Origin of the sequence: Cognatiyoonia sp. IB215182 (assembly GCF_033963905.1) — a bacterium.
Lineage (GTDB): Bacteria > Pseudomonadota > Alphaproteobacteria > Rhodobacterales > Rhodobacteraceae > Yoonia.
This window is the reverse complement of the sequence record NZ_JAXBMB010000002.1, coordinates 134,571-148,831: the sequence shown is the minus strand read 5'-3', so window position 1 is coordinate 148,831 and position 14,261 is coordinate 134,571. Positions and strand designations below refer to the sequence as shown.

General features: G+C 59.3%; 14 protein-coding genes and 1 other RNA gene. 5 read left to right on the top strand and 10 right to left on the bottom strand.

The features are described from left to right. The first annotated feature begins 59 nt into the window (after positions 1 to 59). On the top strand, positions 60 to 374 hold the full coding sequence (locus SLH47_RS04335; RefSeq protein WP_320238148.1) for a hypothetical protein: 315 nt from the start codon (positions 60 to 62) through the stop codon (positions 372 to 374). A gap of 51 nt (positions 375 to 425) precedes the next feature. Here the strand turns inward: SLH47_RS04335 and SLH47_RS04330 are convergent, their stop codons facing one another. Next, entirely contained in the window at positions 426 to 1,055 is a 630-nt protein-coding gene (locus tag SLH47_RS04330; protein ID WP_320238146.1) for a ribonuclease T2, read from the bottom strand. 133 nt (positions 1,056 to 1,188) lie between these two features. Between SLH47_RS04330 and SLH47_RS04325 the strand changes: the two genes are divergently transcribed. Then, entirely contained in the window at positions 1,189 to 1,947 is a 759-nt protein-coding gene (locus SLH47_RS04325) for a DUF1013 domain-containing protein (RefSeq protein WP_320238144.1), read from the top strand. A 65-nt stretch (positions 1,948 to 2,012) separates the two neighbouring features. On the opposite strand, the gene SLH47_RS04320 is transcribed toward SLH47_RS04325, so the two are convergent. From SLH47_RS04320 to SLH47_RS04295, 6 genes are all read right to left on the bottom strand, one after another. Further along, entirely contained in the window at positions 2,013 to 2,852 is an 840-nt protein-coding gene (locus SLH47_RS04320) for a hypothetical protein (protein WP_320238142.1), read from the bottom strand. Then, complete coding sequence (locus SLH47_RS04315) at positions 2,849 to 4,153, bottom strand: hypothetical protein (protein ID WP_320238140.1); 1,305 nt, start codon at positions 4,151 to 4,153, stop codon at positions 2,849 to 2,851. Before SLH47_RS04315 ends, SLH47_RS04320 begins: the two co-directional genes overlap by 4 nt. A 132-nt stretch (positions 4,154 to 4,285) precedes the next feature. After that, positions 4,286 to 4,879: a recombination mediator RecR gene (recR, locus tag SLH47_RS04310; protein ID WP_320238139.1), complete on the bottom strand. Its 594-nt coding sequence runs from the start codon at positions 4,877 to 4,879 to the stop codon at positions 4,286 to 4,288. Between the two features lie 24 nt (positions 4,880 to 4,903). Beyond that, positions 4,904 to 5,248, bottom strand: coding sequence for a YbaB/EbfC family nucleoid-associated protein (locus SLH47_RS04305; RefSeq protein ID WP_320238551.1), 345 nt, complete (start codon positions 5,246 to 5,248; stop codon positions 4,904 to 4,906). A 91-nt stretch (positions 5,249 to 5,339) separates the two neighbouring features. Then, a complete protein-coding gene (locus tag SLH47_RS04300; protein WP_320238137.1) occupies positions 5,340 to 5,897 on the bottom strand; it encodes a hypothetical protein in 558 nt (185 codons plus the stop codon). Positions 5,898 to 5,953: 56 nt separating this feature from the next. Continuing rightward, complete coding sequence (locus SLH47_RS04295) at positions 5,954 to 7,699, bottom strand: DNA polymerase III subunit gamma/tau (RefSeq protein ID WP_413785618.1); 1,746 nt, start codon at positions 7,697 to 7,699, stop codon at positions 5,954 to 5,956. A 230-nt stretch (positions 7,700 to 7,929) separates the two neighbouring features. Between SLH47_RS04295 and SLH47_RS04290 the strand changes: the two genes are divergently transcribed. Together SLH47_RS04290 and SLH47_RS04285 are read left to right on the top strand one after the other, a co-directional pair. Then, the gene (locus SLH47_RS04290) at positions 7,930 to 9,468 is read left to right on the top strand and encodes an ankyrin repeat domain-containing protein (protein ID WP_320238135.1); all 1,539 of its coding nucleotides are present in this window, start codon (positions 7,930 to 7,932) and stop codon (positions 9,466 to 9,468) included. After that, positions 9,455 to 9,937: a protein-tyrosine phosphatase family protein gene (locus SLH47_RS04285; protein ID WP_320238133.1), complete on the top strand. Its 483-nt coding sequence runs from the start codon at positions 9,455 to 9,457 to the stop codon at positions 9,935 to 9,937. Before SLH47_RS04290 ends, SLH47_RS04285 begins: the two co-directional genes overlap by 14 nt. 13 nt (positions 9,938 to 9,950) lie before the next feature. On the opposite strand, the gene rsgA is transcribed toward SLH47_RS04285, so the two are convergent. From rsgA to SLH47_RS04270, 3 genes are all read right to left on the bottom strand, one after another. After that, positions 9,951 to 10,982 carry a ribosome small subunit-dependent GTPase A gene (rsgA, locus tag SLH47_RS04280; protein ID WP_320238131.1) on the bottom strand — a complete coding sequence of 344 codons (1,032 nt, stop codon included), beginning with the start codon at positions 10,980 to 10,982 and terminating at the stop codon, positions 9,951 to 9,953. 225 nt (positions 10,983 to 11,207) lie between these two features. Then, positions 11,208 to 11,305: signal recognition particle sRNA small type (gene ffs, locus SLH47_RS04275), an RNA gene on the bottom strand. A 39-nt stretch (positions 11,306 to 11,344) separates the two neighbouring features. Continuing rightward, the gene (locus SLH47_RS04270) at positions 11,345 to 13,186 is read right to left on the bottom strand and encodes a bifunctional 2',3'-cyclic-nucleotide 2'-phosphodiesterase/3'-nucleotidase (RefSeq protein WP_320238129.1); all 1,842 of its coding nucleotides are present in this window, start codon (positions 13,184 to 13,186) and stop codon (positions 11,345 to 11,347) included. A 90-nt stretch (positions 13,187 to 13,276) separates the two neighbouring features. Between SLH47_RS04270 and nudC the strand changes: the two genes are divergently transcribed. Then, positions 13,277 to 14,227: an NAD(+) diphosphatase gene (gene nudC / locus SLH47_RS04265; protein ID WP_320238127.1), complete on the top strand. Its 951-nt coding sequence runs from the start codon at positions 13,277 to 13,279 to the stop codon at positions 14,225 to 14,227. The last annotated feature ends 34 nt before the right edge of the window (positions 14,228 to 14,261 follow it).

The window sequence follows — 14,261 nt, the reverse complement described above, 5'->3', positions numbered from 1 at the left end:
TCAACCTATTGTCCCTAGCGTAATGAGCGAATCGCTTTGGCAGGGATAGTGAGACAGACATGAGTATTTTGCGGGTTATCACGATGACCGCGGTTCTCGCGGCGTTGGCAGCGTGCGAGCGAAGCGGTGGTTCCGATGATGTCGTCGATAGCGGCATTGTTGATGGTGGTCCGCTCAAGGATGGTGTCGCCAATGTCTGGGTTGATCCCGATGGGTGCCAGCATTGGTACATCGACGACGGTATCGAGGGTTTCATGACGCCACGCCTGAATCGTGACGGCACGCCGCGATGCCAGGATACCCGCGGATCGGTCACGCTCAAGGATGGGACTGTTGTTCAGACAGAGCAAGAGCCCGTCAACATAGCATCCTGACTCATCCACCTCCAAGCGGACAAATATAGCATCTGTCCTCGCGTAATAGATTTAGCGGATCGGATCAAACTGCGCGTCGCGCATGGCGCAATCCCGTATCACATCGGCCCCGCAGGTTCGAAACTGCAGGTCGCGCGTCATGCAGATGCGCGCCTCCTGAATGTAACCTGCCTTGCACGTGATAGTGATCTGATCGGCGGCCAGATCGGGATTGTCTTGCAAGAACGCCTCTTCAACAACACTAGCTGGCAATGTGACGGTGCTCTCCAACCGACGAAAGACCGATGGTCGCACAACCTGCGCATAGGCCTCGCGTGACAAGGCGTAGTAGTCGTCCGATGACAAGCCGGTGCAGACGCCATGTTTGCGCCACTGATGCCAGGCAAGGCCGGATGTGCCCATGATATCGGCCATTGAGGCCGTGTCCGACCGGCTGGGCGGGCGCGCTATGGTGCTGCAGAATTCGGGATAGCCCCGCTCATATTGCGGCCACAGGCCATGCAGGATCCAGCCGAAATCCTCACTCGCATCGCATTGGGGAGAGTTGCGCGCATCGCCTTCGATGGCGCACCAATTGGCCGACCACGACAGCGACAAAACATAATAGTCAAACTCTCCCGCGCGGTCCTCTGCCCGCAAAGGTGCGGCAAACAGGCAAAACAGGACGAAATTGAGACGCATTTTGACCTTTTCTATCGCCACGCACCTCACTATATACGGTTCAAGTTCCTCGACAATGCGAACCCGGCTGCCAGCGCAGTCTGCCCAAGTAAGGGCGCGGGTGACGCTTGTCTGACAGATCAGGAGACAAGGGATGTCTGATAAACCGATTATGGCCAAGGCGACGGCAGTCTGGCTTTGCGACAACACAACGCTGACCTTCAAGCAGATCGCGGATTTCTGTGGCTTTCATGAGCTTGAAGTGCAGGGCATCGCAGACGGTGATGTTGCGACTGGCGTGAAGGGCTTTGACCCGATCGCCAATAAACAGCTGACCCAGGAAGAGATCGAAAAGGGTGAGGCGAACCCGCTGCACAAGCTCAAGCTGCTTTACAACCCTGCCTCTGCGGGTGAGGAAAAGCGACGCGGCCCGCGCTACACACCGCTCTCGAAGCGTCAGGATCGTCCGGCGTCGATCTATTGGCTGGTCAAGTTCCATCCGGAATTGACGGATGGTCAGATCTCGAAACTCGTTGGCACGACGAAGCCGACGATCCAGGCGATCCGCGAACGCACCCATTGGAATATCAACAACATCGATCCGATTGATCCTGTCGCTTTGGGCCTTTGCAAGCAGTCGGAGCTTGATGCGGCTGTACAGAAAGCCAATGCCAAGAAGGCGAAAGAAGGCACCGTGATGTCAGATGATGAGCGGCGCAAGTTGGTCAGCACCGAACAATCGCTTGGCATGCCGGCAGAGCCAAAGATGCCTAGTGCGATGGCGGGCCTCGAAACATTCAGTCTGTCTGATCCACGCGACGAGGATGAGGAAGAAACGACCGACGAACGCGATCTGGCGGACGCGGACAGCTTCTTCAACCTGCCCGACGATGATGAAGGCAGCAAAGACTGATCAAGTCGATCATCTGCAAAGGAGGCGCGCAGCTGAAAGGCAGCGCGCCTTTTGTGTAAGGGATGTTACAGCCCTGCGGTGAGGTCCTCGAGCCGCTTTCTAAGTCCTACGCGATCCAGAGTTGCGGGATTGGCGTAGACCCTGAAAGTGGCCGAAGCGATCAGGCGCTGCGGGTTGGTCCCAGCGGGCAACACCTCCAGATCCGTAATCCACAACTCTTCGATGGCAAGATCGGTGCGCGTCAGGACGCAATTGCCGTATTCTGCGCGCAACATATCGCAGAATGCCTGCGCTTGTTGCATCGCCGCGATGCGTGCTGCCGGATCATTCGGTGGGTGCAAATCGCCCGTATGGGGCAGCGCGATACTGGCAGCGATCAGTCGGCCGTCCGTGACCAATGACGGGTCACCCAATTCCGCATCGGGCCGAAACCCCAATCGTCCTGTCAGCACCAGCTTTCCTTCGCGGTTCAACTCGGCGCTGCTGTGCAGAATGTCGCATTGGGTACCGAGCGCTGCCAACACATCCGCGCAGTAGCGGATCAGACGCGCAGGCGCCCGGGCTTCGGCATAAAGCGGCAGAAAGACTGGGTCCGGGGCGGGTTCACCCGGGTCAAGCAGATCGGTGGGTTCGATGATCTCGCTTACCGTCACAACGCGTTGCGCATTGGTTTCTTCATGCGTGAACAGCGCATGGAGTTCCAACTGCCTGCGCATAATGGCGGCGCCGTTTGTTGATATGCGGGACGTCGCCGGAGCCTCCGCCGCGTCGCTCAGCATCGCGTCATCGGGCGCGACCTCGTTGCCAACCAATAGGGACGTTTGCGTGCCCTGGAGGTTTAACGCGACCATCGATAAGATCACGACCAGACCGATGGAGAACGCGAGAATGCGCAGGCCCATCATGGCACGCTCCTTTCCATTGCGGGTGGATCAAGTGCTGCAAATTCGTCTCCGATTGCCGAACGCAGCATGTCTTGGTGCAAGGCTTCGATCTGGGCCGCGCGCGCAGCACTGTCCCCTGCAATAATCGTATCCGTGCGCATGATATGCACGTCGCGTCCGGCCATGGACTGATAAGGAATTGGCGCGCCCGGCACTAGGCCGATAAGGGCATGCGCTGCCCTGCGTGGCGCGACCACATACGCTGACGCGTCGACACCAAGCGCTTGTGTGTACCAGGCGTTAAAGGCTGCATGTCCCTTGGTGTAGGATGTGATCTGGTTCTGGAGCAGCACATTGCCCTCAGCCGCTTTCTGCTGTGCGGTCCAGTCCGCGGTCGGCTTGCGCCAGGGCCGGATCATGCAATCGCGCACGCTGTCGTCGGCGCCAAACCGGTGCGGTTCCACAAAATCGCCGACATGCAGTCCCTCCACAGTGGCACCATCAGGCAGATTGACCACGGCGGGAAAACCCTCGGAGATCAGTGCAACATGGGCAACGCGGACCTCGGGGGCCAGATGCAGGTTCCACAATGTGTTGCCGCCCATGTCCTGCAAGACCATGTAGAGCGGGGCCGACGTGTCGGTGACAAAAACGTCGACACTGTCAAATGCGCCCGTCACACGCCCATCGCTGTCCGCAGGCCTGCGGTCTTGGGTGACGGCCCTGACGTTTTGCAAGAGCTGGTCGGCAAGCTGAGCATGCGAAATTGCCTGCAGCGGCGCGGGCAATAGCCCATCTTCGATACGTACGTTGACAACCCGCTCATCCCCCATGGGCCGCCGCAACCGGCAAGAGATGTTGCGATCAAACGGAATGATGTCGCCCAAAACCGTATCTGCGGTGGGCAATGCCACGTTGAAGGTGATGTCCACCAAGGCCAAGGGATCAGTTTCGAGGCTGGCAACGTTGGGCGATGGCAGGATGTCGCCAAGGTGGGAAGCGTCTTCGGGTTCGGTCACCGGGGCGGCTTCGGGCGCATCAGTTGATGCAATTTCGGTTTCTTCCACGGGCTGCCCGACGAACGCCTTCAGATCATCGGGCAGGGCCATGACCGCATGGTAACCGCCAAAGGCGACCATGACTGCAATGACCATCCAGATCAGGCCGTTACGGATCGTGTGATCTTCCTGAGGGCGATCATAGGGTGACGGTTGTGGCGCTATCCCGAGATCATCAGCTGTGACAGCGGGGCGGGATTGTCGGGCGTCTTCGATGCGCTGTAAGCGTTCCGAGAAATCGTTGGGTCTACTGTCACGCGTCATGGAAATCACATTGGTCGTTTGTTATACCACTCGCTGCAAAGTTGGGCGGTTGATGCGCGAAGTTGTGACAATATCTTGAATTAAGATGAACGCAGGATGAGCGGAGAAGGCGTCTGCGTTTTGTGCCCGATCTTAGAGCGCCTTGCGCGCATTCAACGCGGCGCTGATCGTACCATCGTCGAGATAGTCGAGCTCACCGCCGACCGGCACCCCTTGGGCAAGGGATGTGACGGTCACATTCGGTAATTGGTCAGCAATGTAGTGGGCCGTTGTCTGGCCATCGATGGTGGCGCCAAGGGCCAGGATCACTTCTGTCACGTTCTCAGAAATGATCCGGTCGATGAGTTTTGGGATGCGCAATTCGTCGGGGCCGATTGCGTCAAGTGCGGATAACGTGCCACCAAGGACATGATAACGCCCCTTGAACACACCCGCGCGTTCCATGGCCCACAAATCGGCCACATCCTCGACCACCGCAATCTGCCCATTCGCGCGTTTCTCTGATTGGCAGATGTCGCAAAGGTCAGAGGTCGTGACATTACCGCAATTGAGGCATTCGCGCACGGTTGAGCCGACCTTGTGCATCGCCTCTGCCAGCGGCATCAGAACCAGTGCGCGTTTCTTGATCAAATGCAGCACGGCTCGCCGGGCCGAACGGGGACCCAGACCGGGCAGTTTTGCCATCAGCGCGATCAGGTTGTCGAGGTCTTCGGTCCCGTTACTCATTTCTGGTCGGTGTCGCCTGGGGCCCTAGAATGGCAGGTTCACACCGGGTGGCAGGCCAAGGCCTTCGGTGATTTTGGCCATTTCCTGTTGTGAGCGTTCATTGGCTTTCGATTGAGCGTCTTTGATCGCGGCCAGGATCAGGTCTTCAACGACCTCTTTGTCATCGCCGTTGAAGATGGATGGGTCGATATCAAGACCCTTGAGTTCGCCCTTAGCGGTCGCGGTCGCCTTTACCAGACCGGCCCCGCTGACGCCTTCGACCGTGATCGTGTCAAGCTCATCCTGCATCTGCGCCATCTTGGCCTGCACTTCCTGCGCCTGCTTCATCATCTTGGCCATATCGCCAAGGCCGCCTAATCCTTTGAGCATCCCGATCCTCTCAATCTGCTGTTCACCTTTCTCCGAGATACGGACCCGAGGGGGACAGCGCAAGTCTTGGTCACCTCAGCTTTCGGTCAAGTCATTGGGCGCTTTTGATCGCGGACAGGTATTCTGCGTTGCCCAGGCCGATCTGTGCCCAGACCGGGACGTTGGGATCCTGTATGTCATACTGTGGATTTGCATTCCAAAGGGTGATGATCTGACTTTGAAACAGTACCTCGGTGGAGGTATACGGCGGTGCGATCTTTTCGCGTGCGGCGAGAAGATCGAAGACCTTCCGCGCAGGTCGCTGCATCAGGTTAGCACCATCGAGGCAAAGCGAGATCTGTGGATGCTGAGAAACACCGATGAAATTGGCCGTTTCATCTGCGCCAAACGTGATCTCGATGGCATTTTCCACGAAATAGAGCGTGTTGCTGCGATCCGGTGGCTCATCTGGCAAGAATTCCTTGGCGCCTTCCTCACCCAAGGTGGCAACTAGCGCTGCCTGCAGAATGGCGTTGTGATCCAACTCGGACGAAGGTTGGTGACCCAGCGCGGCCATCTCTGCCACAAGCTCTTGGCGGGTAGCGCCCAATCGAAGCGGCAAGGCGCCCTTACCGCTGATGAGGTCCAGAACAAGTGGTTTTCCCTTCATCCTCGTCTGCTCCAGCACGCAGTCTTGCCTTCAGTAACCGGTGTCGGCACTTCACCCTAATCGTCGTCAAACGGGTCCCATTCGTCGTCAACCTCGGGCAGCGCGTCTGACAACGCCTCTTCAGCGATATCCGCCTCGGTGCGTATTTCGGTGATCCGGGCCTTGGGGAACGCGGTGATCACGGCCTGGACAAGGGGATGGGCCGCGACTTCTGCCCGCGCAGCGTTCTCCTTCGCGTCGCGAACTTCTGCGATGGTGGGTGCCCCGCCTTCGGCGACGCTAATCGCCCAGCGATTGCCGGTCCAGGCTTGTAGCCGTGACCCCAGCCGCCCGATCAGATCGGGCGCTGCGTCCGGCGTCGGGTTCACCTCGATTCGGCCAGGCTGGTAGCTGACAAGGCGCAGACCGTTTTCGACCTCAACCAACAGCTTCACGTCGCGGTGCGCGCGGATCAGCTCGACCACATCTTCGAACCTCGCATAGTGTTGGAGCGCCTCTGTTGCAACCGCCACGGCCGTCTGCGTGCCCGAAGCGGTTGGACCGGAGGGACCTGCATGGGTTGGAGCGTGGGCGGCGGACACGGCGCCGGCACCGTTTCCCGAAGGTGCGGGACGTGCCGCGGCGGCTGTAATGGGGGGCGGAGTGGCGTCCTGCAGTTTCTTCACCAACTCGTCGGGGCTGGGCAGGTCAGCCACATGGGTCAGCCGGATCACCGCCATTTCTGCGGCCATCATCGCGTTGGGCGCCATCGCGACCTCTTCCAGCGCCTTCAGCAGCATCTGCCACATGCGTGACAGCACCCGCATGGGCAGGTCAGCGGCCATTGCCTGACCGCGCGTGCGTTCATCGGGGCTGATCGTCGGATCCTCTGCCGCTTCTGGCGTGATCTTGACGACGCTGACCCAATGACAGACCTCGGCCAGATCCCGCAGCACGGCCATCGGATCGGCCCCATCTGCATATTGGGCACTCAGTTCGGTCAGCGCCTCTGCCGCCTGACCGCGCAGGATCATGTCAAAAAGGTCCAGCACGCGGCCCCGGTCGGCCAGCCCCAGCATTGCACGCACCTGTTCAGCGGTCGTCTCACCCGCGCCATGGCTGATCGCCTGATCGAGGAGCGACTGCGCATCACGGGCGGAGCCTTCGGCGGCTCGGGTGATCAGCGCCAGCGCCTCGTCCGTAATCTGCGCCCCTTCAGCATCCGCGATCTTGCGCAAAAGGCCCATCTGCGCCTCTGGTTCGATCCGCCGCAGGTCAAACCTCTGACAGCGGGAAAGCACGGTGACCGGCACCTGCCGGATTTCGGTTGTCGCGAAGATGAATTTGACGTGTTCGGGTGGCTCTTCCAAGGTCTTCAAAAGCGCGTTGAACGCGTTCTTCGACAGCATATGCACTTCGTCGATGATATAGATCTTGTAGCGGGCCGAGGCCGCACGGTAATGCACGCTGTCGATGATCTCACGAATATCGCCGACGCCGGTGCGCGAGGCCGCATCCATCTCCATCACATCCACATGGCGGCCTTCCATGATCGCGACGCAATGCTCGCAGACGCCGCACGGCTCCGTCGTCGGCCCGCCTGTACCGTCCGGGCCGATGCAGTTCATTCCCTTCGCGATGATCCGGGCGGTCGTGGTTTTGCCAGTCCCCCGGATGCCCGTCATCATAAAGGCTTGGGCAATCCGGTCAGCCGCGAACGCATTCTTCAGCGTCCGCACCATCGCGTCCTGCCCAACCAGATCAGCAAAGGTTTCGGGCCGGTATTTGCGGGCGAGCACTTGGTAGCTTGGCTGGTCGGACATAAGGGCCTTGGCGCGAGATTCGGTTACCGGTTGAGCCTAAGCCGCGCGTCTCTGATGGTCCACTGCTTGCACCAGGATCGGAGCTGGCATAAGCTGATCGGGCCGTGTTGGGCGGCACCCAGGTTCGCGGAAAGCGTGATGCACCCAATGACGACCCTGACAGACCCATTGATGGTCTTTCTCATTTGCCCGGATCAGCGAACCGGCGGGCGTGCATGGTGAGGAAGCCGATGACTGATCCTTTGGATGCCCTGCGCAGGCAGGCGAAAACCCTTCATAAACACTACGAATCTGGTGACCGTGCGGCGATTGCGCGTGTTGATTCTGTCAGGCCGCGTAAGTCCGGTCCGCTGAAACGGGCCGATTTTCTGAATGTGATCGCGCGCGAAAACAGCTTTGCTAGCTGGCCCCAGATGAAGATCGCTGTTGAGACCCAAGGCATGGATCGCGCGGCTAAGCAACAGCGGCTCAAGATCGCGATCTTTCACGGTCAGATTCAGGTGGTGCAGCAATTGATGTGGGACACCCCTGATCTCGCTGACGGGAATTTCGGGCTGCAGGTGGCGCTGTTCGATGTTGAAGCGGTCCGCGCCACGCTAGCTGCTGATCCTGCCGCAGCAACGCGCGCCTATGGTCCGCGCCGCCCGATCCTGCATCTTGCTTTCTCCAAGATGTTGCAGGCCTGGCCGGACCGTGAGGGTGACATGCTGGCCATCGCGGAGCTGCTGCTCAGCCACGGTGCCGATGTGAACGATGGCTTCCCACATGAGCCGGGGAGCGATCATAAGCTCTCGGCGCTTTACGGTGCGATTGGCCATGCGGGGAACATCGCTTTGGGCCGCTGGCTGTTGGAGCATGGTGCCGACCCCAACGACAATGAAAGCCTCTATCACGCGACCGAGCTTGGCCATCATGAGGGGCTGAAACTGCTGCTCGCCCATGGTGCTGCTCCGAAGGGGACAAATGCGCTGCTGCGCGCGATGGACTTTCACGATGTGGGTGCGGTGCGCATGCTGCTAGATGCGGGTGCGGACCCCAACGAATTTGCCGCTGACGAGGTTGGAGGCGAAGCGCCTTGGGTCGTTCCGGCGTTGTTTCAGGCCGCCCGCCGTCATGCGCGCGCCGAAATGATTGACTTGTTGCTCGAAGTTGGCGCTGATCCGGCACGTCGTTGGCGTGGGGCGAGCGCTTATGCGGCGGCTTGTGTCTTTGGCAATGATGTCCTGCGGCGCAGGCTTGAAGAACTTGGACCTATGCCAGCGCTCACGGAAGCTGAGCAGGTGTTGGCAGATTGCGCCCGCGGCCATGTCGAAGCGGGGCGTTATCTGGACATGGACAAGGTGCCGCCTGCCTTTGCGCAAGTGCTCCGCGAAGTGTTGTGGCTGCCGGGGCGGCAGGCGCATGTTGAGGCGCTGATTGCGGTGGGTGTACCCTGGGATGCGCCTGATACCGAAGGGCTGACACCCGTGCAGGTCGCAGGCTGGGAGGGTTTTCCGGAAATGGTCGCCTATTTTCTGAAACTTGGCCCGGATTTGAGCCATATGAATGGGTTCGGTGGCACGCTGCTCAGCACCATCATTCACGGGTCAGAGAACTGTCCGGACCGGGCGGAACGCGATTATCTGACCTGTCTGAAACTGGTGTTGGAACACGGGGTGGCCTTGCCAAAACGTGCCGCAGAACTGGCCGGAGAGCCGGAGATCGCGGACTTTCTTGCAGACTGGGCGGTGGCACATCCGGGGCAGGTTGTTGAACATGGTGTTGTCTGAGTTCGTCATCAACAGCCTGCCGGTGGGCGGGGGTGAGTTGGCGATCACCCCCATCCCCGGGCGCACGCGGCATTACTACACCGACTGGCTGCACCTGATCGATTGGCGGCCCGCGCTGGTGATCTCGATGACCGCGCAGGCCGAACTGGACCGCAAGGGTGCCGGAACGCTGGGGACTGATTTGGTCAATGAAGGTGTCACGTGGTGGCATTGCCCCGTTCCCGATTTCAACGTGCCGGATGGTACCTGGGATTGGGACGCGGTGCGAGCCGACGCGCTCGCGACGCTTGGGCGTGGCGAGCGCGTCCTCGTCCATTGTTTCGGCGGTTGCGGGCGGTCGGGCATGATGTGTTTACGCCTGATGATTGCAGCGGGCGAGGAGCCGGATGCGGCCCTCGCCCGACTGCGTGAAACGCGGCCTTGTGCCGTGGAAACCCCGGCGCAACTGGCCTGGGCGCAGCAGGGCTAAGGTGAGCGCAGCCTTACCTTTTCTTCTTGGCCATCGCTGATTTCACCATCTTCCCGAACTTGCGGTGACGGTCCCGCGACTGGGCAATCGTCTCCGTCGCATAGGCATTTTCGCGCTTGAGCTTTTTGAACCGCCTCAGGCGCTCCGGATCAATCTCACCCCTTGCGATGGCCGCTTGCACGGCGCAGCCCGGCTCGCTTTCGTGCTGGCAATCGCGGAATTTGCAGTGTTGCGCCAGTTCGGTGATCTCCGGGAAAGTCGCGTCAATGCCAAACTCTACCTCTGCCACACCCAAGCCACGCATGCCGGGTGTATCAATCAGCCAGCCGCCCGCGGGGATCTGGTGCAGCGACCGGCCCGTTGTCGTGTGCCGTCCGCGCGCATCATCCTCACGGATATCCTGGGTCAGCGCCTGCCCACCGGTCAGCGCATTGGCGATGGTCGTCTTGCCAACACCTGATGACCCGGCAAAGGCGATGGTTTGGCCCTTGCCGCTCCACGGGGCAAGCGCCTTAGCAACATCATCACCTTTCGCATTGATCGCCAGCACCTCCAGATCGCGCCCAAGTTTGCGCGCCTCGTCGATATAGTGATCAGGGTCATCGCATTTATCCGCTTTGGTCAACACGATGACCGGCGTGATCATCGCATCATGGGCAAGTGCCAGATACCGCTCAAGCCGCGCGACATTGAAGTCGTTGTTGCAGGAGGAGGTGATGAAAAGCGTGTCGATATTCGCGGCAATCAGTTGCTTTTCGCCGGTGTGGTACTCGGTGCCGCGGCTGAGTTCCGTCTTGCGGTCCAGCACCCGCACCAACCTGTGTTGTTCAGGGGCCGCTAGCACCCAGTCACCAACGGCCACTGCCGCGGTGGTGATGCCGGGATCGAGCGTCAGGACCAGAGGCCCGACTTCGGAAAGCGCATTCACCCGGTCACGGTGAACGGTTGTGATCCGGGCGGGGGTGAGGGTCTCCAGCTCTTCAATCTCAAGCTGGGACATATAAAAGGGCGACCAGCCAAGGGCGTCGCGTGTCAGGTCTGTCAATGAGGTGTCCTCGTCAAAGGCGATGGGGTGGCTGACACATTCATGTCAGTGTCGACCGGACGAGGTAACGGAAAAGCCTTCAGCGCACCCGGACCGGGAGGAAAAAACGCACAATCATCTTTGTCCTCCTTTTTCCGAAGGGCTGCGGTGTGATCGGACTCCGCAAAACGGCGTTGCCGTTTCGCTCTGTCCTTGTCGGCGATTTGCTTGCGGCAAATGCGCCTGAGGTGAGAGGCTGACAACGACCCAAGCGGGGCTCGTTATGGCTGCTTCCTTCCGGACCTGACCAGGTTGGCGAGGCGCTCGCCCGCGCCAACCTCTCAATCCGACATATAAGCGGCGCTGCGAAGCAGTGCAAGACGTCACAAAATAAGCGCGAAACGGTCAAAGCCATCCCGCCCGGGGCCGAGATGACGCATCTTGTCGGTCATAAACCCTCGCGCTTTGGGCGAGGACAGAAACATCGCCTCGGTGCCCGGCAGGGGTTTGAACGTCCAAGTCGGTCGGTGCTGCGGTGTGATCGTTTTGCGCCGCTGCAGGTCAGCAATCAGAATATCACGCGCGGATTCTGTCGATCGGTAGACAATAGCATCCTCCCGCACAGTCGGGTAGTTGCCACCGCCGAACGTCCGATAGCTGTTGGCGACAAGAATGAAGACGTCGTCATCTGCGACGGGTCGCCCCTGACAATTCAGATCGGTTATCCGCCCCGTTTCGGCCGGTTGGCTGAGATCGATTTCATAATAAAGGCCATCGAGCGTGTCGTAGTTGTACCCCGGGCTGTGGGGGGCGATCAGCATCTGGCCGCTTTGCCCCGGCGTGAGTTGCGTGAAATGAGCGGCGGCCGGTTCCAACCATGCCCGCAAATCGCGCCCCTGACATTTGATCGCGCAAATCGCATTTTCAAACGGATAAATCGCAGCAGCATCACGCAAAGTGATCGGGCCTGGGTCAAGATCGATGTAGTGTCCCGGCCCGGCCTGTCCGCCGAACAAAAAAGGTGCCGTTGCGCTGATGATCGGCAGCGTGGCATTTGCAGTATCGGCAAGTGCGGCCTTCACGTGTTCGCGTTGTGCATCTGCCAAAAGCTGTTGGCTCAGATCAGGCACGATTGTTGTGAAATAGGTGTGGATTGGGGCCGTTGTGGTGGCAATGGGTTGCTGAATATAGGCCACGGTTGCCGCATGACTTTTTCGCAATCCATCAAGGAAAGGTGTGTGCAGTTTGCCGGTCGCTTCGGTTGGTGTGGCCCCAGTGGCCAGCGACACGCGATGCGCGTCAATGCGCCACTTGGTTCCGTCAGAATCAAGGTCGAGATCAATCACGCCAAGGTGGTTGCCATAGAATCCAGCCTTAACGGCAGGCTTGCCATGCAACGTTCCGGCAACCGGATCAACAGGCTCTGATGATGGCCAGGTGGGGTCTGGAAACACCTCATGCGTGTGTCCGGTTAGCAAGACATCTATGCCATCAATAGCAGCAAGCGGAATGGCGGCATTCTCCATCCCGTCATGATGGTTTTCAGGGCCAATGCCTGAATGGCAAAGCGCCACAATCAAATCTGCCCCGGCGGCCTTGATCTGTGGCACAATCCGTTTCGCGCAGGCCACGATATCTTCGGTTTCTACCTTACCGGCAAGCGTATCGCGGTCCCATTCGGTGATTTGTGGCGTTACAAAACCAGTGACTCCGATGTTGATAGTACGTGCTTGCCCATCGCTGCATTGCAATGTCCTTTTGAGGATAGTGAAATCCTCGGACAGCGGTGGGGCCTGCAAAAGATCGATATTGGCGCACACGACCGGAAATTGTGCCCCTGCAAGGATGCGCCGCAAGAAATCAAGGCCATAGTTGAACTCATGATTTCCAAGCGTGATCGCATCGTAGGAAAGCGTATTAAACGCGTTGATCATCGGATGCGTACGATCCATGTCGGGATGCGCCGCCAAATAATCGGCAAGTGGGTTCCCTTGGGCGAAGTCACCATTGTCGAATAGAAGCGTCGTCACCCCTTCGTCGCGCCGTTGGCTTTCGATCTGTTCAATCAGCCGGATCAGCCCGTAATGCTGATCGGTGCGTGCGGCAAAGTAGTCATAATCGAGCAGATGCATGTGCAAATCTGTCGTCTCCAGAATACGAAGCCGTGCAGTAGTCGCGCTATCCGATGGTCCGACGCCCAATAGGTCGGGGTGATTTGCAAACATGTCGCAACCATAACGAGAATTTCGCCGGGAACCACCTGTCCTTTAGCAGAAGCGTTTGAATCCCGGCAGTTACCGTGCCATTGCAACCTCATGAAGATTGCAGAATTGGTTACTTTTGGTGGTGCGGCGCTTAATCGTGCGACAGAACGTCGTGCAGATATCAAGCAGGTCATTGCAGAACCGTCAGCTACAACAATCCTGCTTTGGCGCGGTAAACCGATGGTTGCAGGCGGCGCGCTGGTACGGGTGCCTCTTGATCATGCGGTGCTAGACGACGCCGGCGATGAGCGGGTTTTGCTGTGCTACGATGGCACCGAGCCGGTTCTTGCGACGGATATGTCAGATTGTGCGCCGCCTGATGGCGATCCGTCTGAAATCGACAGTTTCCTTGATCGGACCCAGCAACATCATCCATCCGTTCCAAACGCTGCATTTGCCGAACTGCGCGGGATCATGACGCAGCTTTCACCGGCGGATGCAGAGCTTGCGGCAACCGCAAAAGCCGTGCTCGGCTGGCATCAGACCCACCGTTTCTGCGCGCGCTGCGGACATGAAAGCGTCATGGCCATGGCCGGCTGGCAGCGCGATTGTCCGGCTTGCGGTCATCACCACTTTCCCCGCACGGACCCGGTTGTCATCATGTTGATCACGCATGGCAACGCGGTGCTGGTCGGGCGCTCTCCCGGTTGGCCAGGGGGGATGTATTCGCTTCTGGCCGGGTTCGTGGAACCGGGGGAGACGGTCGAGGCTGCAGTGCGTCGGGAGGTCTTTGAAGAGGTGGGCGTGCGCGTGGGCCCTGTCCGCTATCTCGCCAGCCAGCCATGGCCCTTCCCGGCATCCCTGATGCTGGGCTGCGCGGGTGAAGCGCTCAGCACGGAGTTAACGCTTGACCCCAACGAGATTGAGGATGCGCTGTGGGTTAGCCGCGAAGATATGGCAAAGGCCTTTGCTGGCACGCATCCCACCATCCTTCCTGCCCGCAAGGGCGCCATCGCGCATTTCTTGCTGCGCACATGGTTGGCCGATAGGCTGGATGAGTGACGGGCACGCGGTCATCATTACTCTAACTAAAAGA